Annotated in this window: 18 protein-coding genes and 5 pseudogenes; 11 read left to right on the top strand and 12 right to left on the bottom strand. The window is 40.9% G+C overall.

The window, feature by feature from the left end; all coding sequences use genetic code 11:
• Nucleotides 1-224: 224 nt before the first annotated feature.
• The 7 genes and pseudogenes from Xets_RS05770 to cpxR all read right to left on the bottom strand — a co-directional run bounded on the left by Xets_RS05770 (nt 225) and on the right by cpxR (nt 8,482).
• Nucleotides 225-1,034, bottom strand: coding sequence for a phosphorylcholine transferase LicD (locus Xets_RS05770; RefSeq protein WP_187651311.1), 810 nt, complete (start codon nt 1,032-1,034; stop codon nt 225-227).
• A gap of 5 nt (nt 1,035-1,039) precedes the next feature.
• The gene (locus Xets_RS05765) at nt 1,040-2,248 is read right to left on the bottom strand and encodes an oligosaccharide flippase family protein (RefSeq protein WP_187651310.1); all 1,209 of its coding nucleotides are present in this window, start codon (nt 2,246-2,248) and stop codon (nt 1,040-1,042) included.
• A 1-nt stretch (nt 2,249) separates the two neighbouring features.
• Nucleotides 2,250-3,611, bottom strand: a complete 1,362-nt coding sequence (locus tag Xets_RS05760) for a bifunctional cytidylyltransferase/SDR family oxidoreductase (RefSeq protein ID WP_187651309.1) — start codon at nt 3,609-3,611, stop codon at nt 2,250-2,252.
• An 80-nt stretch (nt 3,612-3,691) separates the two neighbouring features.
• A pseudogene (locus Xets_RS27705) lies at nt 3,692-3,787 on the bottom strand (IS1 family transposase); the annotation flags it as partial.
• Between the two features lie 1,193 nt (nt 3,788-4,980).
• Nucleotides 4,981-5,857: pseudogene (locus tag Xets_RS05750) on the bottom strand (IS982 family transposase).
• Between the two features lie 559 nt (nt 5,858-6,416).
• Nucleotides 6,417-7,793, bottom strand: a complete 1,377-nt coding sequence (cpxA, locus tag Xets_RS05745) for an envelope stress sensor histidine kinase CpxA (protein ID WP_099131906.1) — start codon at nt 7,791-7,793, stop codon at nt 6,417-6,419.
• Complete coding sequence (gene cpxR, locus Xets_RS05740; protein WP_099131905.1) at nt 7,790-8,482, bottom strand: envelope stress response regulator transcription factor CpxR; 693 nt, start codon at nt 8,480-8,482, stop codon at nt 7,790-7,792. Before cpxR ends, cpxA begins: the two co-directional genes overlap by 4 nt.
• 152 nt (nt 8,483-8,634) lie before the next feature.
• Between cpxR and Xets_RS05735 the strand changes: the two genes are divergently transcribed.
• The 5 genes and pseudogenes from Xets_RS05735 to Xets_RS05720 all read left to right on the top strand — a co-directional run bounded on the left by Xets_RS05735 (nt 8,635) and on the right by Xets_RS05720 (nt 11,570).
• Complete coding sequence (locus tag Xets_RS05735) at nt 8,635-9,141, top strand: Spy/CpxP family protein refolding chaperone (RefSeq protein WP_187651308.1); 507 nt, start codon at nt 8,635-8,637, stop codon at nt 9,139-9,141.
• A 192-nt stretch (nt 9,142-9,333) separates the two neighbouring features.
• A pseudogene (locus Xets_RS23655) lies at nt 9,334-9,447 on the top strand (phage tail protein); the annotation flags it as partial.
• A gap of 183 nt (nt 9,448-9,630) precedes the next feature.
• Nucleotides 9,631-9,982 (top strand): annotated as a pseudogene (locus tag Xets_RS05730) (type II toxin-antitoxin system RelE/ParE family toxin).
• 2 nt (nt 9,983-9,984) lie between these two features.
• A complete protein-coding gene (locus Xets_RS05725; protein ID WP_099131903.1) occupies nt 9,985-10,284 on the top strand; it encodes a helix-turn-helix domain-containing protein in 300 nt (99 codons plus the stop codon).
• Between the two features lie 146 nt (nt 10,285-10,430).
• On the top strand, nt 10,431-11,570 hold the full coding sequence (locus Xets_RS05720) for a glycosyltransferase (protein ID WP_187651307.1): 1,140 nt from the start codon (nt 10,431-10,433) through the stop codon (nt 11,568-11,570).
• Between the two features lie 55 nt (nt 11,571-11,625).
• Here the strand turns inward: Xets_RS05720 and rfaL are convergent, their stop codons facing one another.
• Nucleotides 11,626-12,864, bottom strand: coding sequence for an O-antigen ligase RfaL (gene rfaL / locus Xets_RS05715; RefSeq protein ID WP_187651306.1), 1,239 nt, complete (start codon nt 12,862-12,864; stop codon nt 11,626-11,628).
• 352 nt (nt 12,865-13,216) lie between these two features.
• On the opposite strand from rfaL, the pseudogene Xets_RS05710 reads away from it, so the two are divergent.
• The 4 genes and pseudogenes from Xets_RS05710 to Xets_RS05695 form a co-directional block, all read left to right on the top strand.
• Nucleotides 13,217-13,729: pseudogene (locus Xets_RS05710) on the top strand (phosphatidate cytidylyltransferase); the annotation flags it as partial.
• Nucleotides 13,730-13,760: 31 nt separating this feature from the next.
• On the top strand, nt 13,761-14,660 hold the full coding sequence (gene fieF / locus Xets_RS05705; RefSeq protein ID WP_099131900.1) for a CDF family cation-efflux transporter FieF: 900 nt from the start codon (nt 13,761-13,763) through the stop codon (nt 14,658-14,660).
• Between the two features lie 157 nt (nt 14,661-14,817).
• Nucleotides 14,818-15,795 carry a 6-phosphofructokinase gene (gene pfkA, locus Xets_RS05700; RefSeq protein ID WP_099131899.1) on the top strand — a complete coding sequence of 326 codons (978 nt, stop codon included), beginning with the start codon at nt 14,818-14,820 and terminating at the stop codon, nt 15,793-15,795.
• A 212-nt stretch (nt 15,796-16,007) separates the two neighbouring features.
• The gene (locus tag Xets_RS05695; protein WP_370588207.1) at nt 16,008-17,018 is read left to right on the top strand and encodes a sulfate ABC transporter substrate-binding protein; all 1,011 of its coding nucleotides are present in this window, start codon (nt 16,008-16,010) and stop codon (nt 17,016-17,018) included.
• Between the two features lie 71 nt (nt 17,019-17,089).
• On the opposite strand, the gene tpiA is transcribed toward Xets_RS05695, so the two are convergent.
• Together tpiA and Xets_RS05685 are read right to left on the bottom strand one after the other, a co-directional pair.
• On the bottom strand, nt 17,090-17,857 hold the full coding sequence (gene tpiA, locus Xets_RS05690) for a triose-phosphate isomerase (RefSeq protein WP_187651305.1): 768 nt from the start codon (nt 17,855-17,857) through the stop codon (nt 17,090-17,092).
• A gap of 144 nt (nt 17,858-18,001) precedes the next feature.
• Complete coding sequence (locus tag Xets_RS05685) at nt 18,002-18,595, bottom strand: DUF1454 family protein (RefSeq protein WP_244589800.1); 594 nt, start codon at nt 18,593-18,595, stop codon at nt 18,002-18,004.
• 85 nt (nt 18,596-18,680) lie between these two features.
• Here Xets_RS05685 and Xets_RS05680 point away from each other — a divergent pair, with 85 nt between their 5' ends.
• Nucleotides 18,681-19,115 carry a DUF805 domain-containing protein gene (locus Xets_RS05680; RefSeq protein ID WP_099131920.1) on the top strand — a complete coding sequence of 145 codons (435 nt, stop codon included), beginning with the start codon at nt 18,681-18,683 and terminating at the stop codon, nt 19,113-19,115.
• Here the strand turns inward: Xets_RS05680 and fpr are convergent, their stop codons facing one another.
• Nucleotides 19,116-19,862, bottom strand: a complete 747-nt coding sequence (gene fpr / locus Xets_RS05675; RefSeq protein ID WP_187651304.1) for a ferredoxin--NADP(+) reductase — start codon at nt 19,860-19,862, stop codon at nt 19,116-19,118.
• A 349-nt stretch (nt 19,863-20,211) separates the two neighbouring features.
• Here fpr and emrD point away from each other — a divergent pair, with 349 nt between their 5' ends.
• Complete coding sequence (gene emrD / locus Xets_RS05670; protein WP_187651303.1) at nt 20,212-21,399, top strand: multidrug efflux MFS transporter EmrD; 1,188 nt, start codon at nt 20,212-20,214, stop codon at nt 21,397-21,399.
• 89 nt (nt 21,400-21,488) lie between these two features.
• Here the strand turns inward: emrD and glpK are convergent, their stop codons facing one another.
• Nucleotides 21,489-23,012 carry a glycerol kinase GlpK gene (glpK, locus tag Xets_RS05665; protein ID WP_099131893.1) on the bottom strand — a complete coding sequence of 508 codons (1,524 nt, stop codon included), beginning with the start codon at nt 23,010-23,012 and terminating at the stop codon, nt 21,489-21,491.
• Nucleotides 23,013-23,034 lie beyond the last annotated feature (22 nt).

The following is a 23,034-nucleotide window of genomic DNA, read 5'->3' as shown; positions in this document are numbered from 1 at the left end:
TATGACAGTAACGACAAACCACATCCACTTTAGCCATCTCTCACTCCATAATAAAAAGCAGGGAGTTTATCACAATATCTAATCATTGAGAGCGTGACCTGCAACTGTGTTATCGGGCTTATTCATGAAAATATCGCTCTAAATGAAAAAGACAGGTTTACTAAAATATAAAACAGCACCTATTGGGATATTTTTTTACAGACATCATAATTACCTTATGACTATTATAGTTCGATATGGTGATAATGCTTGATACGCTTGCTAGCAGGTGGTAATTCCATATAATCATCTCCATACATTTTCGATAGATATAAATCAACTTTATTCGGGCATTTATATAGTTTTCCTTCGAACAAAATTTCTCTCAGCGGAAAAACATCATCATATTTAAAATAAGCTCTGGAAAAAGGTGTTTCAATACCGGCTCCGAGTAAATATTTTTTTCTTCTTTTAGACATCATAGAAGATAGCTTACTTACAAGACAAAGAATAGTACTTTTACTAAATAAAAATGAAAATAATTTCGAAATTATTTTTTTTCCTAATGTTAAGTTCGAATATTTTGATTTAACTTTTAACTTTACAAATTGAGCTAACAAGCGCTCAAAAAGGACCCTAATAAATTTATTTTCTGAGTATCGATCATAAGGAAAAATGTCTAAGAATAGTCCATGATGAGATCGTTCATCATAATAAGAATGTGTAATTTCAATTTCCTCTATTATTTTTGTTCCATTTAATCTCACCTTACAAGGTATATTAAAATCAACATAATATTTATCAGTAAAAGCCGTTTGTAAAAAAAAATTATTATTCATATCATTAGCGCAAACTTCCAAAAATTTATTAAACGAAGCTCTCTCCATACAAATATCAATATCATCATCCCAAGGTATAAATCCATTATGTCTTCTTGCGCCTAATAATGTCCCTGCATCTAACCAATAATCAATATTATTCTCCCTACAAATTTTATCAACTTCCTTTAATATTGATAACATTCTTAATTGAGCTTCCCTCAATGTAGTACTCATACCAATTACCTATTATATAAGAAATAATACAATCGAATTAATAGCATACTCCAATCACATATAAGATATGTAATACATACACTTATAGCTGTGATCGAGAAAGCGCCAAAATAAAGAAATAACAACATTAAGATTTGCAATAATCCAGAAAAAATCACACTAAAATTAGCAATCCTTGCTAGCCCTAGAGGCATAAGAGCAGGATAACCAAAAAGCATACCAAAAACGCTTGCTATTATTACTAGCATGAAAATATCCAATACAGGTTTGGCTAGGTCATACCCATTACCATATATAATCCTTATTATAGAATCTCCCCAACACCATCCTATAATCACCCCAAAAGCTGTTAATAAACTAAAAACAATAACTATTTGATGAAATAATTTATAGTTTTTCGTTCTTACCATATAGGGGGTTAATGCCGTAATAATAGGACCAAAAACCTGTACACCCGCTTTGTAAAGCTGTTCTGCCACACCATAAATTGCAACCTGAGATAAACTCCCACCAAAAGTTCCTAAAAATACGCTGCATCCAGATGAATAAAGAGAAACACAAGCTCGAGAAAAAAAGAACTCTAAACCGTAAAAAAACTGCTTATAAATTAGTTTATTTGATGTTATTGTTAAAGGAATTTTCCATGACACCAATATAAATAAACTAGTTAATGTTATGGCAATCGCTTGGAATGCTAGAATCCATCCGTAATATATATAATCATATGGATTGCAAATTAGGAAATATATTCCTACTAGGCTTATCAATCTTACAGAAATGACAACTAAACTATATATATATATTTTTTCTAAGCCTTGAAAAATCCAATATGGATTAAAAGCATTAAAAAACACACATATCAACAATCCTATAATTAATTCTTTAGGAAAAGAATGTTTTGATACAAAAATTATAGTAAGAATAAATAATATAGAAATTAAAGCAAGAATAATTTTTATTACAGAAGTTTGATATAGAAATGCCCCTAGCCATTTTTTACTATTCCTACCCTCTGCTATTTTTTTTGATATTGATAAATCAAAACCGAAATCAGTTATGATCATTGCCATTTGAGTCAAAGATAGGGAAAACATTATAGCACCAAAAAAAACATCCCCTACAACTCGGCTTAAGTAGGGGAATTGTAATAATGGTACAATATAACCAAATATCTGAGAAATAGCTAATCCACTAATATTTTTTTTTAATGACATATTATTTATTTTTTACAGATACTATTTGACCAGTATAATCCGATGACATTATTGAAAGGGTCATTTCTGCAACTGCTTCTGCTGTCAAAAGAGTTTCAACAGGTTCTACTCCAAAATTTTTTCTCCTCATTGGAGTATCTGTTCTTTCTGGGTTAATACAATTTACTTTAATTTCTACTCCATCCCATTCTTCTGATAATGCTTGAGTAAGGTTTACAACAGCAGCTTTAGATGAGGAATAGAGGCTATAAGTAGAACGACCTCTAGTAAATGAGCTAGATGTAAAATTCACGAGCATACCCTTACTCTCTTTCAGATATGGATATGCTTCTCTTGCAACATTTATTGCACCAATGTAATTGGTATTACAACTATTCACTATTTCATCGTCATGCATAAAATTAATCGGTTTTTTTATTAAAACTCCAGCGGTATTTATAACATAATCGATCCTTCCTTCTAAAGCATGTACTTTCAATAACGCATTTTTAACATCTTGCGATTTGCTTATATCAACTCCATTAGAACGGCTAAATGAGTAAACATTTCCTCCAACTGTCTTAGCACGTACAACAATTGATTTACCTATTCCACTGCTTCCACCAAAAACAACTATAACTTTATCAGATATATGCCGTTCAATGAGATCATCTTCTCTTTTAGATAATTCTAATAACCCATCCTTTATCAGGTTGTCAGCAAGATAAATATCTTGTTGATGTGTTATCTTGAAATTAGACTCATCACCTTTAACAATACCTATTGGTTCATTTGGAAAATATCTTAAAAAGATACCGCAATCATCTGAAGCAAATTTAATATTCTCTTTTAAAAATTCAATATATGCCTTTTCTATATATGTTTTCTTAAAGCATTGGGGGGTTTGCCCCCTTGCAAGAAAGCGCCTATCTGGAATAGACATTATTGTTCCATTCTTTATTTTAACTATTGTATCTGTTGGATCAACTACTACATCTATAGCATTAAATTCTTTTAACGCATCAACACAATCTTTGATTATTCTTTGAGAGACAAACGGTCTTACGGCATCGTGTAAGATAACATTACACTCTTCTTCTTCAATCGATTTTATTGCAGCGAATGAAGATTCATATCTTTCTTTTCCACCACTGATTACTTTGCTTATCTTTTTAAAATCATTATTTATAACTAGCTCATTAACAAAATCAATATACATTTCATTTGTTACTATAATAATCTCATCAATATATTTAGATATTTGAAAGCTCTGAAGCGTATATTGAATTACCGGTTTTCCAGCTAATTTAACAAACTGCTTAGGAATTTTTGCACCAAATCTACTGCCTGTTCCAGATGCTAATATAACTGCTATATTTTTCATATTTCAGTAATGACTCCAATTTAGTGGCAATGATAAATTATTAGATACTAATAGATGATTTTGACATGTGTTTTTCCGGCTTATGAGACATAAATCGTTTTACGTGTCAATCTATTAATACATAAACGAAAGTTGAGATTATGCATTTCAATTCGCTGTGTATGTTTTTTGCTGACGGCAATGTAGCTTTGATTTCAAAAGCACTTAGTATCAGGGTGAGAATACGAAAGTCTATATTTTGGACAAATCGATTGGATAAAGCGTTATTCAATACTTGAATAATGTCGAATTGAGAGCTTTTTGCTCATTGCTTGAGTGTATTACGTGCACCGTGAGTTCAAAAAATGTTCACGCTTTCACCCTGCACTTAGTATATATCAGGCAAGTATCCATCATATAGATAGCAACACTGATACTTTTAGCAATGACAAAATTTTTTGTAGTATGTGGTTACTTCGTGGGCCAAATACGTATGTCCAATACCTGTTCATTTATCCAGTCATAAAAATAGAAAAGCTATCTAAGCTTATTTTTATGATATTAGAATTTCTCAAGATAACGACTTTAGTTCTATTATCTTTATGACTAGCTGCTTGCTTAGGTACAATTTTATATGATGGAGAATTGTGTTAAGGCTGATTTCTAAAAGCTCAAGCAAGCAGTATTCCGACAATCTGAACCATTCATTATCACATTGACGATAATTTGGTGCATATGAGGTGTAGTGCATTATATTGGAAAGTGAATGGCTTGAATTTTCAGCAATCACTGAACACTTCTACCCTGTTTTATAGCCAATTAAAACTGCTAATTTCCCAATCCGATACAGGTAATGGGTATGTAGGCATTGAAGCCACTGTACCTGATAGGGGAGGTAGACTATTTTCAGCGAGAATCTAAATAATCGTCTTATCACGACTCACGGCTGCTTCTTTGGGCTTGCTGATTCCAAATTTCAACAAAAAAGCGTGCATTTGGTTGGTGCTTTCACTTTGTCTCCAGCCAGCTATTTCTAGACACGATCACGATGCAACACCTGCATCGTCTGCTGATTCTCTCAGTAGTGACTGAATAAAATGCATGGAAATCCGTAAGGAGCGCTTAGACATCAATAAAATTGTTTGTTTTTGTTATTCTTGACTAAAGGGTGCGCAAACTAAGGTGAAATCAATTTGGTTTCATAGCGTTTTTGCATGCTATGAAATGGGTTCTCGTATACGCGTCCGTCCATCACCATAGTTGCACAAGATGTTCCTGCCAAACACCCAAGGAGTTTAGTTCGGATCAATTTCTTACGATAAAGCATTTTTCTGTTCTATTCTGGTAATGAAGGTGAGAAGAATAAAGGTGAAAAGAATATATACTAACCTCAGTTTTGTTTAAGCATCGCAATTTCATGGTCATGTAAACCTAAGCTCGGCTTTTTCGGCTGGAATGTATAAGCAATGAGTCCTGATACCAGCTCCAGTAAAAAGCCGCCGATGCTCCGGTGTCTTGAATGTTCTATCTGGGAAATATTTTTCAATTGGTCATTCACTATCTCTATCAAAAAACGTTTTCTTAACATGGACTTGTTCTAAAGCGATAACAATTTGGCCTTCATGTTACGACGAACATGGGTGATCAGCGTAATCCCCTCAACCTTCAGCTCATCACATAATGCTTACGATAAATACCCTTTGTCACCATAGAGATGCCCGGTTAAGCCTTTGACCAACGCCTTAACCGGCTGGCGATCGTCAATATTTCCCGGTGTTAATTTAACGGATAAAAGCTCACCACAATCATCGATAATCAGATGAAGTTTAAAACCATCCTGTGCGGGTTTTCCCTCGCTGTGCGACGCCATTGAAGACCTTATTCCGAGGAATACGAAGATTATGGCAAACCGCGATTTTAGTGGAATCGATAAAGGCAATACCCTATGATTTTTCTTTGCGTGAAGAAAGAAAAGCGCACAAAGGAATAATGGCGCTTTTCTTCAATGCTATCATCCGATTGTAGCTAACCAAGCCAGGGAAATCCGCCTGGAGGTATTGCTCACATGCTCAGTATAAAATGCCCTTAAAATGACGATAATGGCTCATGTGAAATAAAATGAGGAGGGTCATGACCTCGCTCAGAGACAAGGAGGTAGCACGATGACGTTTAAGCAAGTTATTCTCGATAATCTGTTGTTCCTAAAGAGGAATAAATTTTTGGCAAAAATCATCGACACAGCAGAAAAGTTCTTCTAAAGTAACTATAGCCTGAGGATCTACACCATTTTGTTTTATAAGAAAAAACTTTGATCGTGCCTCAGGCGCTTAGTTCATTTTTTCCTTCTTTTCTTAAACGAAGTTCAGGTTATACTAAGATCAATATCGATAAGAGTTGTACTGTTTATGATGATGCACTTTTCTGAGAGAAAAACACTTTGTCAATTTACTGCTACAGAGTGAGAAGACTATCTCATTACACGCTCTTAGCCGAATTCACAATTTTCTCATTTTTAACATTTAATTAATTGATTAAAGTATATTGTTATTAACCAGAAAATGTTGATTTATTCTTATATTTCTGCACTAATTAGAAACATAAAGCTACCGCACTAGGTTACGGCTCCCAGAGTGCCTGTCATAGTAACAATTTGACTTATCCAATTAATATAAAAGGAATTTTCCACTTAACAAAAATTAACATACCAACGATTTGTGTTAAGCAGCGACGAGATTAGTCCCTCGATGCTTTGAGGTCAAGTATAATAGCTTTTTTTTCTTTAATTGTTACATTTTGTAACTAGCTAAATTTCAACACGAAAGCCACCTATCTTCCATGCAATGGCAGCCAAATTACCAGCCGTAATCCCCCTAGCGGGCTATCTTCAGCTTTTACCCAACCTCGATGCTGACTCACTGCCGTTTCAACTATTGCCAATCCCAATCCAGTTCCGCCGGATTCTCTATCCCTTGCTTCATCCGTCCGATAAAACGGTCGGAAGATATGTTCTCGGTCTTCTGGGCTGACTCCTGGGCCGTCATCGTCAACGCTAATCGTCACACCTTGGTTATCTGCCTTAAATGCAACGGCGATATGGTTGCTGGAGTAACGCAGTGCATTGCGGACGATATTTTCCAGTGCACTACCAAGTGCGGCCGGGTTACAGTAAATCACCCAGTTTGCGGGAGGTGAGACGATATCCAGCGTTTTGCTCATCTGCTCAGCTTCAAATTTTGCATTCTCCAGGATGTCAGACCATATATCGTGGGCTTTGATATTCTCGCGCAGTAACTCGTTCTTATGTTGATTGCGGGAAAGTACTAGCAGGTCATTAATCATGCCATCCAGACGTTGGGTTTCTGTTTCGATGCGCGCCAGTTCTTTACTTTCACCGTGACGGCGGCGTAGTAAGGCGGTCGCCAGTTGTAAACGGGTAAGTGGTGTGCGCAGTTCATGGGAGATATCGGAAATCAGCCGTTGTTGAGCGGTGACCATCCTTTCCAGTGCACTAATCATCTGGTTGAAACTACTGCCGGTCGCTAAAAACTCTTGTGGGCCGGATTCCAGTTCAGGGTGTTGTCGTAAGTTCCCTTTGGCGACGTCATCGGCTGCGTTTTTGAGTTTACGAGCGGGTTTTGCCAGGCTCCATGACAGCCACAAGAGTAATGGGGCACTGATTAACATGGTGGCCGCAGGCAGTAAAAATGGCCGGTCAAACATCAAATTAATAAAATCTGATTGTGGGCTGCCCGCTGGTCTAATGATGTAGAGATGGTAATGATCTTCTCCATCGCGGACAGAAAAGGGGCCGAGTATTTCAGAACGGCCATATTTTTTCTTTTTGGGGTGATCGGCGTTATCGGATTGGCCGATAAAGTTGCGGATGACTTGTTGTTGATGGGGCGGGGTATTAATGTCACTAATCAGCCCTTCACTGGAGACGAGGATCAGGCGTTGGCCAGGGGGAGTCCACAAAGCAATAGCACGATCCAGACGCAACCACCAGAATAGGTCATTCCCAGAGTCGTGCATTAATTCTTCTTCTACTTGTTTTGCCAGTTTTCCCCCCAATTGATATTCGCTATCTAAAAGAGGTGTTAACTGCCGTGAGTCCAGTTTGGGAGCCATTAAGGCTATCATCAGGACAAGTGCAAGCGTGAACCAAAAAATTGCAAATATACGGGCTGTCAAGCTGTTGATCATTTTGCGGAGACCATTAAGTATCCACGGCCGCGTAATGTCTTAAACCATGGTAGTTCATCCGTTCTGTTGGGTAATTTACGGCGTAGATTCGAAATATGCATATCAATAGCCCGATCAAAAGGCGTTAATCGTTTTCCCAATACTTCTTGGCTTAAATGTTCACGGGAAACGACTTGCCCCAAATGTTGCGCTAATAAATAAAGCAGTGTGAACTCTGTGCCAGTGAGATCCAAAATCGTACCGTCAAAACTGGCTTCTTGGCGCCCTGGGTTGAGTTGCAGTTTATCGATCTCCAGTATAGGTGTCCCAATGTCAGCTTGTTGTTCACTCCAGTTGGAACGGCGCAAAATAGCACGTATGCGGGCGACCAGTTCGCGATCGTTAAACGGTTTGGGAAGATAATCATCTGCTCCCAGCTCTAATCCCAAAACACGGTCTAAATCGCTACCACGAGCCGTTAACATGATAACAGGGGTTTGATGGTATTGCCGTAGCTCTTTTAGTGTTTCAATGCCGTTCTTACGCGGCATCATGATGTCCAGCAATAATAGGTCAATTGAAGAATCGATATATTGTAAAGCCTGTTCACCATCGTAGGCGATGACAACATTGAATCCTTCCATCTCGAGCAATTCTTTTAATAGCGATGTCAGCTCGCGGTCATCATCAACTAATAAGATTTTATGCATTAATTCTTCCTCCAAGAGCAAAATACGATAACAAACTTCGCTATTCCATGACTTTACGTTCTTTTACATGCTCTGACGCTAGTTTGCAGCCGCAGGGTTATAGTTATCCACACTGAATCGAATGCTGCTGTTCGAGAAAGCGAGGAAATTTAATGCGTAACATAGCAATATTGGCTTTAGCGTCAATGGTTGTTCTCAGAACAACAGGGGCTTTAGCTAAAACTGCTGATACGGATCATATTCCTGGGATTAATTCTTCCGCTGCATACCCATATTGTATGCCATATGGGTATAAGAGGAATTTTAATCATCACCGAGACAGTCAATATAACTATAGTTATATCTTCGGTGGAATAGCGTTAACTGAACAGCAACGTGAACAGATGTGGAATTTAGTCAAAAAGCAGCATCAGCATCAGCATGAGCAGCCGCTGATTGATATGCGGGATGAACATCGAAAGTTGAATGCGCTTTTGGCAGCAGAGGGTTTTGATGAAGTTGAGGTTCGTTCGCAGCTTGAAAAAATAGCAGAAAAGAATGTCGCTCTGGGGGTAGAAATTGCGCGCATTAGTAATCAGGTTTATCAACTGTTAACACCAGAGCAGAAAGCGCTATTAAAGAATCGTCTAGAACAAATGAACATGAAGCTCGAAAAGTGAACTGATTTTTTGCAACACAGTAGCATCGACAACGATTTTCCTTGCCATAGACACCATCCCTGTCTTTCAGCCCCCTTGAGGGGCTTTTTTTTATCTGTCTCTTAATCTTAATTTCTTTTAAAATCAAAGCGATAATTTTTCATTAAGCAACTGTAGATGATCTGAAATTTTCCAAGTGTGGACACTTTGGTTACGGTCACTAAGTGTATCGACATTGTTTATGCCACCGCCCGTACGATTGGTCTGCGCGCCAAAATCGACGAAGAGAGTGGCTGGTATAAGGCACAGTCGGACGTTGGCGTTAGCTAAGCCCTAAGCCAACGTTAGTTGAGTTTGCCCCACCACACACTGAAAAGGGGCAGCAGACGGTAATGTGCTTTGATAGTCCACAATAAAACGAAAAGAATGCTGTCCGTCTTCAATATTAATATTGGCAATATAACAAATATGTTATACTTTCAATTATAACGAATAAGTTATGGAGTCGGTATGTGGGAAGTTATAACGACAGAGTACTTTGACGAATGGTTTTTGGCTCAGAGTGATGAACTCAGGGAGTCAATTTATGAAGCAATGGGAGTACTGGAAAAATTTGGCCCGAATCTTGGTAGGCCTTATGTTGATACGTTATCTGGCTCAGATTTTCCAAACATGAAGGAATTGCGTATTCAACACTCTGGTGATCCGATTAGAGCTTTTTTTTGCTTTTGACCCTAAGCGATGTGCAATCGTTTTGTGTGCCGGCAATAAAACCGGGACAAATGAAAAGCGGTTCTACAAGGATATGATACGAAAAGCTGATTTCGAATATCGCCGTCACTTGGACAATCTGGAGAAATAATTATGTCTAATTATAGAAAATTGTTAGCGCAAGAAAGCCCGGAAATGCAGGCGCGCGTTGAAAAGCGAGTTGAGCAGGTCAGCATTAAATTGGCTCTTAGCCAGTTACGTGATGAGTTAGATATGTCACAGGCGGAGCTTGCAGCCGCTATGGGTGTTCAGCAGCCTTCTATCGCTCGAATGGAAAACATCGACCATGATCCGCGCCTTTCAACGCTCAAACGCTATGTAGCGGCTTTAGGGGGAGAGTTAAGTATTGATGTGACACTTCCAACCGGTAAGCGCGTGGCATTTCATCTATGATTCAGTAGGTCAAAAAGGGAACGTGGCGTGAATTATAGAAGCCCCGCGCGTTATGCTAAGGGCTTTTTTTTGTCGATTAGTTTACTTGCATAAACTGGCCTTTTTTTATCTAATCCGATGAATGATTTCTACTGATTTGTTTTCTCATGAAAAAATTTGTTTTTGTTGCTCCTGAATTTCATTCTATTCCTCCAAACTATGCAGCCGCAGTAGAGTGGTGGATCTATAACGTAGCCAAAATCAGTCAGGCTAATAATTTGGTTATTTGTAAAGGGGAAAGAACAGAGAAAACTGTAGAAAAAGTCAGTGAATATGCCACCATTCATAGAATACATATTAGTGCAATATATAAACGTTTTTTTAGGAAATGGTCTCGCTTAGATCCTTACCCTTATGCCAAAAGGGTGATAGATATTGTTATGCGTCATCAAAGTCAGGATGGTGAGAAGCCGATTCTGATCATTCAGAATTCTATTTCGCTTTATAACTCTGTGAAGCAGTTTTACCCAGAGAAACTGATGGTCCTTCATTTACATAATAAACATAAAGTAGTTGACTTAAGGCCTGAAACAAAACTCATTACTCCTAGCCATTTTTTAGCTGATTTTTTTCATGCTGAAGCAAAAATTGAGAATATCAAAGTGGTGCCGAATGGCATTGATAAGGAACTATATCAACAGAGAACTAGCTGGAAAAGAGAACGTTTTGGCCTAAAAAATGACGAAACTGTCATCTTGTATGCTGGCCGATTAGATAAAGGTAAAGGTGTTATTGAACTCATGGATGCAGTCAATTTGCTGTACAAAAAAGATCAAAATATCAAGCTGCTTTTGATTGGCGATCATGCAACGATTAAAAAAGGCGAACGAGAAGTTTATCGGAAAAAAGTGTTGGATAAAGCCGCAAAAATGGCTGATAGCTGCATTCTTGCAGGGAGTATACCTCCGGCAGATATGCACCAAGTATATCCACTTGCTGATTTAACGGTTGTTCCCTCATTAGGAGAAGAAGCCTTTTGTATGGTTGCCTTGGAATCAATGGCATGTGGTATACCCGTTTTGGTCAGCCCCAGAGGAGGAATAAAAGAGTTCGTGATCCCTGAAAGTACGGGATTTTTACTGCAAGAACCCTTGTCCCCAGAAAGCATTGCCAAAGATATTTCGGATACTTTGTTGCGCGATAATTTAAACGTTGTGGCTGAACATGCTAAAGAAACGGCAATAAGCCAATACGATTGGAGTAATGTCAGTGTTTCTTTGTCTAAAGCATTAGCTGAGTGGTTTTAACTATTATTAAACTCATCTTGGGCTATCCAAAAAGATTGAATAGCCCTCAGAGTAGTTAATTGTCTTTTCCGACTTTCAGTCTGCTTTCATTCCATCTTTGCTGACATAATGCCGTCAGTAAGCCAAGGTAGATACCCAAAATGTTCAAATGAACACTTTCAAAGTTCCCTCTGACAATAAAATATCCAAAGAAAGAGATAAGTAAGATTAATCCAGCTTGCTTATTGTAGCCAATGCTTGTGTTCCATTCCTGAGCTGATTGTTTCAGATAAGAGAAGATTAAAAATAAAAAGGTTCCTATTCCCAATATTCCAGAAGAAAACCATACGGTTAGAAAAATATTATGAGGACCTAGGGAAGTTTGATATGTCCAATCAGGGTAATTTTTAGCGTTCTCATTATAAATTTGGTCATATATTTTATTGCCAGCACCATAGCCTTTGAAAGGATGTTCTAGAATTAATGTAAATGCTGAACCTTGTGTTCCATTGGTATATCGGTGACTGCTATCTGTTTGCTCCAATTTATAGGTTAGAGCTGATTGCTTACCAAGGTAATCAGATTTGATAACAAATATGGCGGCGCAGATGAAAACAACACTGGCAATGAAAGTTTTCCAGTTTTTGTTCACGATTATCATCGTGAAAAACATCACAAAAATGGCAAGCCAAGCTCCTCTGGAAAGTGTTCCCAGCAATACAAAGAGTACGGATAAGATAAATAAAATTGTCAGTGTCAAACGAACATAATTTTGGGGTTTTTGAAAATGCCAAAGGGCCACTAGTGCTGGAAAGAAGAAAACAATGCCATCTGACACACTGCGGTGGTTATAGTCAGTGAATGGCATGATATTGTTCTGATAATCCAGATAAAACAGGTACATTTCTTTCAGTGTAATGAATAACAATCCAAGCAGAAATGAACCAATAATCATTTTCTGGATTTTAACTGTGTCCGTATGACCTAATGCTAATGTGATGATGATACTAGAGAGAACGACATCCCTGAAAAAAGGTGTTTTTATTTCACTGAAACTGAGTTTGGGATCAGGTGAAATAACAATCGAATAGAGATAGGCTAAAGTTAATATTCCCAAAGCCAGTACGATGTTGTTCTTCAACGCAGATAGGCATCCTTTGGGGTTTTTAATAAGAAAGTAGAGTGCGGTTAACGCTATCAATGCAAAAAATAAGTTTTTATAACGCGTGATGCCGGTTACATAGACAAGCGCGATGTAACCACCGACGAAAAAAGTACCCCAAGATAAGTGGGTTTTAACGGTTTCTTTAAACATGGCCTTACCAGAATGGAAAATGGATTTCTGGCTGGTATTTTGTACCATTTTTACCAGACAGGCACGAATAAAAATACGATGTTATAACGTAGTGTAAGTTCTGACAGTTTTTGAATTTTATCCTATGAAGTTTTAAGAACAATTTCTTAATCAATCAAAGTATTGCTTATCAACTGATCCCCTTTTCTTTCTAACCTGTTGTTATATTGACCAATCTTGATTATCTTACGTTCTATTTATTTTGTTGATTAAAAGATCTTATCACTGTTACTTCACATAAAAGGGATCAAAATATCCAACATGGATATTGGAGGAGTTAGTGCTATGACAAATATCGATCATGATCTGATGCTATCATTTCCTGGAACGAACCGCCAAAATCCAGTGGGGGATGTTGGTGACGGTATTTGCCATCAGCCATGCGCCAGCGTTGTTGATGCTGGATATCCCAGGATATGAGAATCAAAATATCAAATTATTGTTGTTCCTGATGATCGTGGTACAAATGTCCGATGTTTTGCAGTACGTATTCGGGAAATTATTGGGCAAACGCCCAATTGTGCCGAAGCTCAGTCCCAATAAGACGGTCGAGGGATTTGTTGGCGGGATTTTGGTTTCTGTACTGTTAGGAATGTCGTTATTTTGGGTAACGCCTTTCTCCCCGTGGGAGGCGGGACTGATGTCGTTAGCAATCACCTTAATGGGGTTTATTGGTGGATTATGCATGTCGGCGGTTAAACGAGACAGTGGAGTGAAGGACTTTGGTGGAATAATTGAAGGTCATGGGGGGATGTTGGATAGAGTCGACTCACTTTGCTTTGCTGCCCCTATATTTTTCCATCTAACGCGCTATTTTTATACCTGAGAGTGACTGAATAACCGAAAGGAGGGAGTCAATGAGTATAAATTATGGGCGATGGGTCAGTTCCGCTGCGTTGGTGGCAACGGTATTGGCGAGTGTGCTGTTGATCGTGAAAATTTTTGCCTGGTGGTTGACGGGATCGGTGAGTTTATTGGCGGCGTTGGTGGATTCATTGGTCGATTTGGCGGCTTCCTTGACGAATTTTTTTGTTGTGCGCTATTCACTTCAACCTGCTGATGATGAACACACTTTTGGACACGGTAAGGCTGAATCGCTGGCGGCTTTGGCGCAAAGTATGTTTATTTCCGGTTCGGCAATTTTCCTGTTTTTGACCGGCTTCCAGCATCTGTATTCCCCCCAACCACTGGAACATGCGACGCTAGGCGTATGGGTGATCGTCATTGCTTTGGTTTCTACGTTATGTTTAGTCACGTTCCAGAAATGGGTGATCAGTAAAACTCAAAGTCAGGCGATCCGTGCGGATATGCTGCATTATAAGTCCGACCTATTGATGAATGGGGCGATTTTGGTGGCATTGCTTTTGAGTCTGTATGATTTTAAACGCGCGGATGCGCTCTTTGCCTTGGGTATTGGGGGGTATATTCTCTATAGTGCGTTACGAATGGGCTATGATGCCGTACAATCTTTGCTTGATCGTGCCTTGCCGGATGAAGAGCGGCAGGAGATTATTGAGATCATCCAAAATTACCCAGGCATAGCAGGCGGGCATGACCTGCGAACTCGTCAATCAGGTCCGACTCGTTTTATCCAGTTCCATCTGGAGATAGATGATAATTTGCCATTAGTACAAGCGCATGCTTTGGCCGAAGGGATTGAAAATAAATTGCGGAGTCGATTTCCAGGTGCCGATATTATTATTCACCAAGATCCTTGCTCTGTAGTGTCTGAAGAGCACAAAAACCGCTGGGATTGAAGGGGAATTTATTCATAATCAAAAGAACATCAAAAAACAGACATAATCTTGATGCAGACTGGGTGTTTTTCCGTATTATAGTTAGGGTTGAATCAATTCAGCTAATGCAGTAACAATCAGGTTTCTCAAATATTGTATCTACAAGTCAGAGGTCATCATGATCAACAAGATTAAAAGAATCGGAGTCTTAACGAGTGGCGGTGATGCGCCTGGCATGAACGCCGCTATTCGTGGTGTTGTTCGTGCCGCTTTAACCGAAGGGTTGGAAGTCTATGGCATTTATGATGGCTATCTGGGGTTGTATGAAAACCGCATGAAGAAGCTTGATCGCTTTAGTGTTTCTGACATGATTAACCGTGGTGGTACGTTCTTGGGGTCAGCCCGCTTCCCCGAGTTCAGGGATGATAAGGTTCGGGAAATTGCTATTGAAAACATGCGCAAAAATGGGATTGATGCGTTGGTGGTAATTGGAGGGGATGGATCTTATTTGGGTGCGAAAAAGCTGACCGAAGCGGGTTTCCCTTGTATCGGTTTGCCTGGAACGATTGATAACGACGTTGCGGGCACAGATTACACCATTGGTTATTTCACGGCGCTGGAAACGGTGGTTGAAGCGATTGACCGTTTGCGCGATACATCAACTTCCCACAAGCGGATTTCGATTGTTGAAGTGATGGGACGTTATTGTGGTGATTTAACCTTATCAGCGGCAATCGCGGGTGGATGTGAATTTATTGTTCTGCCTGAAAGTGAAGTTCCATTCGACCGTGAGGAATTGCTGGCTGAAATTCAGGTGGGGATTGAAAAAGGCAAGCGTCACGCGATTGTTGCTATTACTGAGCATGTCTGTGATGTTGCTGAGCTGGCAAAATATATTGAGACAGAAACCCACCATGAAACCCGCGCGACGGTATTAGGACATATCCAGCGTGGTGGTGCACCTGTTGCTTATGACCGCATTCTTGCTTCCCGTATGGGGGCGTATTCTGTTCAACTGCTGCTGGAAGGACACGGCGGTCGTTGCGTTGGTATCCAGAACGAGAAACTTGTTCATCACGATATCATTGATGCGGTGCAAAATATGCAGCGTGTCTTTAAGAAAGAGTGGCTGGAAACCGCGAAGAAACTCTACTAATCCTTTCTTACCTGTAGGATCCTCTTTTGGAGACAGCCACATGCTCTGGCTGTCTCATTCCTCATATTCTTCTTGTGCATAAGCAGAAATTTAAAATTATTTCTGCGTCATAACGCTTTCTGTCAGTTTTTATGGAGAAATCATAATAGCTTAGGGGAAATGTCATCGTGGTTATGTATGCAAGGGGTATAAATAGAGGCTCAAGATGGGCAATGACAAAAGAGTATGTTGTATCGGGGTTATTCTTGGTGGCGTTGATGATGACACTGATGACTCACAGTGCATGGGCAAAAGAGCGGCAATTATTGAACGTCTCCTATGATCCGACGCGTGAATTTTACCAGCAGTATGATAAGGCATTCCGCGAATACTGGCATAACAAAACGGGGGATGATGTAAAAATCCGTCAATCACATGGCGGTTCAGGTAAACAGGCAACTTCCGTTATTAATGGTCTTCAGGCGGATATTGTGACGCTGGCCTTGGCTTATGATGTGAATGCCATTGCAGAGCATGGACGCATTGATAAGAATTGGATTCAGCGCCTGCCGGGTAATTCAGCGCCTTATACATCAACCATTGTCTTTTTGGTGAGAAAAGGAAACCCTAAACAGATAAAGGATTGGTCGGATTTAATTCGTCCAGATGTTGCAGTGGTTACGCCGAATCCGAAAACCTCCGGTGGAGCACGTTGGAATTATCTGGCTGCCTGGGGATATGGCCTGGCGCATAACAATCAAGATCAGTCTAAAGCCAAAGAATTCGTGAAAGCACTTTATAAAAATGTTGAAGTACTGGATTCCGGCGCACGTGGTGCAACGAATACGTTTGTGGAACGCGGAATTGGTGATGTATTGATTGCCTGGGAAAACGAAGCCTTACTGGCAATTAATGCTTTGGACAAGGGTAAGTTTGAAATTGTGACACCAAGCATTTCTATTCTGGCAGAGCCGACGGTTTCTGTTGTCGACAAAGTGGTTGATAAACGAGGAACGCGCGAGCTGGCAACAGAATATCTGAGATATCTTTATTCTCCGGTTGGGCAGGAGATTGCCGCCAAGAACTATTATCGTCCTCGTGATAAAGCAATCGCAGAAAAATACCGCGTGGTTTTTCCTGATTTGAAGCTTTTTACGATTGATGAGGTCTTTGGTGGCTGGGATAACGCCCAGAAAGAACATTTTGCCACAGGCGGAACATTTGATGACATTATCCGGCGTTAATCATTGAACTAATTTGGGATAGAAAACCGCCACAAGTGATACTGCGTGGCGGTTCTGTCTTGATTAAAAGCTTACGCTTTTTTCGCTTCTGCTGCGGCTTTTACGATAACAGCAAAGGCATCAGCTTTCAGTGATGCACCACCGACCAGAGCACCGTCGATATCCGGCTGGGTGAACAGCTCTGCTGCATTGCTGGCGTTAACTGAGCCGCCATATTGAATAATGACCTGTTCAGCGATAGCTGCATTCTGCTTCGCGATATGGTCACGGATAAATTTATGAACGGCCTGAGCTTGAGCAGGTGTGGCAGATTTGCCGGTGCCGATTGCCCAAACTGGCTCATAAGCAATAACCGTATCTTTGAATGCTTCGGCGCCCAGTGTGTTCAGAACGGCATCGATCTGTCGTGCGCAAACGGCTTCAGTTTGACCGGCTTCATTTTCTTGCTCAGTTTCGCCAATGCACAGAACAGGGATCAAGCCTTGCTCTTTCAGGATTGCGAATTTCTTCGCGATGAATTCGTCGCTCTCTTTGTGGTAAGTGCGGCGTTCAGAGTGACCGATAATGATATATTTTGCACCGACGTCTTTTAGCATTTCTGCGGAGGTTTCGCCAGTAAAGGCACCGGAAAGATTGACGCCAACATCTTGCGCTCCCAGGGCGATACGGCTACCGGCCAGGGCATTTTTTGCCAGAGAAACATAAACTGTTGGTGGTGCGATAGCGACGTTACAGCCATCAATGTTGCTCAGTTCTTTACGCAGGCCTGCAATCAGGTCGTTAACCATGTGGGTACTGCCATTTAATTTCCAGTTACCCATAACTAATGGATGTCGCATATTTTTCCCTCCAACCAGAAAATAATCAAATTGCGAACTGAATGAATATTCTTTCTTTGAACGACATTATAGTGATGTCATTCCCTGTAAGCGGAATCCCGACAGTATAAAGATCATCAACGCGAATAGCTCTGCGTTGTGTCACTAATTTTCATTTGCTGCTGTGTCAGATAACGATAGCTTAATCGGTTCAATTGCGAAGGTCATTATATTTTCGCTGCTGTTTACGATGACATAGCGCATTGCTCCCATTTTTTGGCTGAAAGCAGGGCGGTTTTCTGCTGCCTGCAAAAGCCTTTCCAATTGAATTTTGGCTTGTTCAGGGGAAAAAGTAGGTTCGAATTGGCTGATCAGGGCAGTGATATATTGCTTTGCCAGTATGCGGTTTTGTTCATCTTCTCGTTCATTTTGTGATGGCAACAGTGTAACTTGCAGGCTTTTAATTTTTTCGCTGCCTCGTTCCAGTACCGCCGAAGAGTAAATTTTGTCATTGATTTTACTGGCGGCACGGATGAAAGGTTGAGAAATATCTGTGCTTGCAATCACCCTGTATTCGTACAGGGGAGTGTCCGGGTGTTTTTTGTTGTATTTCTCCCGAAAGACAGGGATGGTGTCTTCGAAAGTAGGGGAATCCGGTAGCAGATACATTAACGGTGAGTTTATTTCTGATGTGACTGAAGGCTTATCGGCAGAGGCAGATAATGGTAAACCGATGCCAAAAGCGATTAAAATTGTCATCAGAAGTTTATTTATGCCTGTTTTCATCTTATTACTCACTGAGTTAAATCTTGGAAAAACAGCATCCACAATTGGAAAAGAGTACATGACATTACAACAATGGGGATTTTCATTCAAAGGCCGAATTGGAAGGCGGGAGTTTTGGTTCGGCATAGCTATCTGTTTCGCCTTGATCTTTATACTCCTGACACTGCATGGAATGAATCTCCTCCCCATAAATTATGCGGCGGTTGGGGTTGCTTTGCTATTGTATCCAACAGCCGCAATTTTTTCGAAGCGTTTGCATGACCGGAATAAACGTGGTGGCTGGATGTTACTATGTGCACTGGCCTGGATATTGTTGTCTCTTGATTGGAGCGCAATGGCGCCAATATGGCAGTGGGGAATTGGTCGTTTTGTCCCGACACTGATTTTTGTCATGATGATATTAGATTGTGGTGTATTCCGTGGTACGGAAGGCGCCAATCGTTTTGGTGAGATGGCAGAAACAGTCGATTATATTTCTGCCAAGGAAAACTGATTACCAGTATTGTTCGCTGGTGATATGACCTGGTTTACGACGCAGATGTTTTGCCATATTGCGTTGCTCTTTTAATAGTTGCTGGGTATCCCTGACCATTTGGGGATTCCCGCACAGCATGACATGGCTGTTTTCTGCCTGAATGGGTAAGCCGACAGCCAATTCCAGCTCACCATTTTCAATTAATGCTGGAATTCTGCCCATGAGTGAATTTGGCCATTTTTCTCGGCTGACGATGGTCTGTATCCTCAGTTTACCCTGAAATTTTTTCTCTAATTCCTGCATCATAGATAAATAACTTAAATCCGTTCCCCATCTGGCGGCATGAACCAAAACGATATTTTCGAATCGTTCCAGATCGGTTCCTTGCTGGAGGATAGAAAGATAAGGACCAATGGCGGTGCCAGTGGAAAGCATCCAGAGTGTTTGGCAGTCAGGGATTTCATCAAGAACGAAAAAACCAGCCGCTTGCTCTGTTACCAGCAATTCATCACCGATTTTTAGTGCAGCCAATTGAGGGCTGAGTTTCCCTTCAGGAACGGTCACCAAATAAAATTCCAGATTATTGTCATCGGGAGCGTTGACGTAAGAATAAGCCCGTTGGATGCGTTCCTCCCCAATTTCCAGTGCAAGTTTTGCAAATTGTCCGGCGGTGAATTTTTCTATTGGTGCATGAACTTTGATGCTGAAAAGCGAATCAGTCCAGTTGGTTATGTCGGTAACTTTTCCTGTAACCCAATTTGCCATTACGATTAACCTCTCTACACAAATTGATGATTTTTTGTAACGATTCTACGTGATTACTGGAGATAGCATTATCGATTACGTGTTACAGTTCGATTAACTGGATTTTTGCCAATATCATGGTCTGATATGTACATTTTTATTGACATATATGGGTAATATATCTGTAATTTTTTCTTCATGTAAAATTGTATACTGCAAAGAAAAAATATAGATTTACTAAGTGGATCATATCTATTGAAGTCAGTTCATCAGGCTCTTTATTAAGTGCTTGAAGGCTTCCCTACGGCTGTTTGCAATGGGTGATTGCTCTATGGGTTATTGTTTTCAATTGGTGATTGAATAAAGTGCGATGAAAAAAATAGAACACTTTAATTTATTATTGATGTTAATTGCCTTGGCCGCTGTAGGGCAAATGACGCAAACAATCTATGTGCCAGTTATTGCTGATATGGCAAGTGATCTTAATCAGCCTGCGGGGGAAGTTCAGCGGGTAATGGCGGCATATCTGTTTTCTTACGGGTTTTCACAACTTTTTTATGGGCCGCTATCTGACAAGGTGGGACGTCGCCCTGTGATTTTGGTGGGAATGTCGATTTATCTGGTGGCGACGATATGTGCTCTGTTTGCTCCAAACTTGCTGATCCTGGTGATTGCGAGTGCATTACAGGGATTGGGTACTGGGGTTGCAGGTGTGATGGTGCGTACCATGCCACGGGATTTATATACGGGCACAACGTTGCGTTATGCCAATAGTTTGCTGAATATGGCTATATTGGTTAGCCCTCTGGCTGCTCCCATGATTGGTGGGGTGGTTGCCCACTGTTTTGGTTGGCGCTCCTGCTACTTGTTTTTATTGATGCTAGGGGCTGTCGTTGCTTTCTTATTGGCCCGGTATTTACCGGAGACTCGTCCCACAGAGACTGCACATAGTACGATGCTGGTTTCTTTCCACCAATTACTCTCGCATGGTGCTTTTGTCTCTTACCTGACCATGTTGGTGGGTGGTTTGGCTGGAATTGCCGTTTTTGAGGCCAGTAGCGGTGTGTTGATGGGAGCGGTTTTGGGATTGGATAGCCTAACCGTCAGTATCTTGTTTATTCTGCCAATCCCAGCGGCGTTTTTTGGGGCATGGTATGCGGGGCGTGAAGGGAAAACATTTTATCGGCTCATGTGGCGCTCTGTGACCTGTTGCTTGCTGGCGGGTATCTTGATGTGGTTGCCCGGTTGGTTTGACATCATGAATATCTGGACTTTGTTGATACCGGCCGTATTATTCTTTTTTGGCGCTGGTATGTTGTTCCCATTGGCGACGACGGGAGCGATGGAACCCTTCCCTTATCTGGCAGGAGCAGCAGGTGCCTTGGTCGGGGGATTGCAGAATGTAGGTTCAGGTATAGCAACATGGCTGTCGGCAATGTTACCGCAAAATAGCCAATTTAGTGTTGGAATGTTGATGTTTTCCACGTCATTGCTGATTCTATTTTGTTGGTTGCCCATTTCCCAACAGTTCCAGCGTCAGGAACATACGGCTTTGTAGAAACGATAGTGTTTAAAAAAGGCTCTGGCAGAGTGTATAAACAATCTCAGATGCCAAAGCCTTTATCTCACTTGCTCAACATTTCGCGGTTAGGCGCGATCTTCCCACTCTTGGGCACGGGCAACGGCTTTTTTCCAGCCATTGTATTTATGGTTGCGTTCAGTCGTTTCGATACTTGGACGGAATTCTTTTTCGACTACAGCCTTACTTTTCACTTCATCCAGATCTCGCCAGAAGCCGACGGCCAGACCTGCCAGGAAAGCAGCACCTAAAGCTGTACTTTCACGTACTTCAGGGCGCTCTACACGAGTGCCAAGAATATCGGACTGGAACTGCATCAGGAAATTGTTGGCAACAGCGCCGCCATCTACACGCAGGGCTTGCAAGCGCGTACCCGCATCAGCTTGCATAGCGTCCAATACATCGCGGGTTTGGTAAGCGATGGATTCCAGAGTAGCACGAATAATGTGGTTGCTATTGGCGCCACGGGTCAGACCGAAAATAGCACCACGGGCGTAAGGGTCCCAATATGGTGCGCCAAGGCCAGTAAAGGCAGGAACAACATAAACACCATTGCTGTCTTTGACTTTGGTCGCGAAGTATTCTGAATCTGTGGCATCCGCGATGAGTTTCAATTCATCACGCAACCATTGAATGGATGCTCCTCCAACAAAGACCGCGCCTTCCAGTGCATAATTAACTTCACCGCGTGGGCCACAACAAACAGTTGTCAACAAGCCATGATTGGAACGAACAGCATCTTTGCCTGTGTTCATTAGCAAGAAGCAGCCGGTGCCGTAAGTATTTTTTGCCATTCCGGGGTGTACACACAGTTGTCCGTATAAAGCCGCTTGTTGGTCGCCTGCGATACCTGCAATAGGAATGCGAGTGCCACCTTTACCGCCGATATTGGTTTGGCCATAGATTTCTGAGGACGCGGCCACTTTAGGTAACATAACGCGAGGTATGCCCAATTCATCAAGGATTTTTTGATCCCATTCCAGATTATGGATATTAAACAGCATGGTACGGGAGGCATTGGTGTAATCGGTCACATGTACGCGTCCCTGAGTCATTTTCCAGACCAGCCATGTATCGACTGTACCGAATAAAAGTTCACCATTTTCAGCGCGTAGACGGGCACCTTCGACGTTATCCAAAATCCATTTTATTTTCGTACCAGAGAAGTAAGGATCAAGAACCAAACCTGTATTGTGGCGGATGTATTCTTCCAGGCCCTCTTTCTGTTTCAGTTTGGTGCAAATATCTGCTGTCCGGCGGCATTGCCATACAATTGCGTTATAAATCGGTTTACCGGTTTCTTTTTCCCAGACAATGGTTGTTTCTCGTTGGTTTGTAATACCAATGCTGGCAATTTGATCAGAGCGAATATCAGCTTTTGCCAGCACTTCAACTAAGGTAGAGCTTTGGCTTGCCCAGATTTCCATTGGATCGTGTTCTACCCAGCCTGGTTTGGGATAGATTTGCGGGAATTCACGCTGTGAAATGCAGACAATATTGGCATCGTGATCAAGTACAACGGCGCGTGAACTGGTCGTGCCCTGATCCAGAGCAACAATATATTTTTTTTCTGTAGTATTTTCTATTGTCATAACTATAACCTGGTTTTATGTA

This window comes from Xenorhabdus sp. TS4, from assembly GCF_014467265.1.
Classification (GTDB): Bacteria; Pseudomonadota; Gammaproteobacteria; order Enterobacterales; family Enterobacteriaceae; genus Xenorhabdus; species Xenorhabdus ehlersii.
The sequence above is the reverse complement of the archived record's forward strand: the minus strand, read 5'-3'. Positions and strand labels throughout refer to the sequence as shown.

Bases quoted from the DNA above. Each gene is read 5' to 3' on its own strand.
- Xets_RS05770 (WP_187651311.1), bottom strand. From the start codon at position 1,034: ATGAGTACTACATTGAGGGAAGCTCAATTAAGAATGTTATCAATATTA.
- Xets_RS05765 (WP_187651310.1), bottom strand. From the start codon at position 2,248: ATGTCATTAAAAAAAAATATTAGTGGATTAGCTATTTCTCAGATATTT.
- Xets_RS05760 (WP_187651309.1), bottom strand. From the start codon at position 3,611: ATGAAAAATATAGCAGTTATATTAGCATCTGGAACAGGCAGTAGATTT.
- cpxA (WP_099131906.1), bottom strand. From the start codon at position 7,793: ATGATCAACAGCTTGACAGCCCGTATATTTGCAATTTTTTGGTTCACG.
- cpxR (WP_099131905.1), bottom strand. From the start codon at position 8,482: ATGCATAAAATCTTATTAGTTGATGATGACCGCGAGCTGACATCGCTA.
- Xets_RS05735 (WP_187651308.1), top strand. From the start codon at position 8,635: ATGCGTAACATAGCAATATTGGCTTTAGCGTCAATGGTTGTTCTCAGA.
- Xets_RS05725 (WP_099131903.1), top strand. From the start codon at position 9,985: ATGTCTAATTATAGAAAATTGTTAGCGCAAGAAAGCCCGGAAATGCAG.
- Xets_RS05720 (WP_187651307.1), top strand. From the start codon at position 10,431: ATGAAAAAATTTGTTTTTGTTGCTCCTGAATTTCATTCTATTCCTCCA.
- rfaL (WP_187651306.1), bottom strand. From the start codon at position 12,864: ATGTTTAAAGAAACCGTTAAAACCCACTTATCTTGGGGTACTTTTTTC.
- fieF (WP_099131900.1), top strand. From the start codon at position 13,761: ATGAGTATAAATTATGGGCGATGGGTCAGTTCCGCTGCGTTGGTGGCA.
- pfkA (WP_099131899.1), top strand. From the start codon at position 14,818: ATGATCAACAAGATTAAAAGAATCGGAGTCTTAACGAGTGGCGGTGAT.
- Xets_RS05695 (WP_370588207.1), top strand. From the start codon at position 16,008: ATGACAAAAGAGTATGTTGTATCGGGGTTATTCTTGGTGGCGTTGATG.
- tpiA (WP_187651305.1), bottom strand. From the start codon at position 17,857: ATGCGACATCCATTAGTTATGGGTAACTGGAAATTAAATGGCAGTACC.
- Xets_RS05685 (WP_244589800.1), bottom strand. From the start codon at position 18,595: ATGACAATTTTAATCGCTTTTGGCATCGGTTTACCATTATCTGCCTCT.
- Xets_RS05680 (WP_099131920.1), top strand. From the start codon at position 18,681: ATGACATTACAACAATGGGGATTTTCATTCAAAGGCCGAATTGGAAGG.
- fpr (WP_187651304.1), bottom strand. From the start codon at position 19,862: ATGGCAAATTGGGTTACAGGAAAAGTTACCGACATAACCAACTGGACT.
- emrD (WP_187651303.1), top strand. From the start codon at position 20,212: ATGAAAAAAATAGAACACTTTAATTTATTATTGATGTTAATTGCCTTG.
- glpK (WP_099131893.1), bottom strand. From the start codon at position 23,012: ATGACAATAGAAAATACTACAGAAAAAAAATATATTGTTGCTCTGGAT.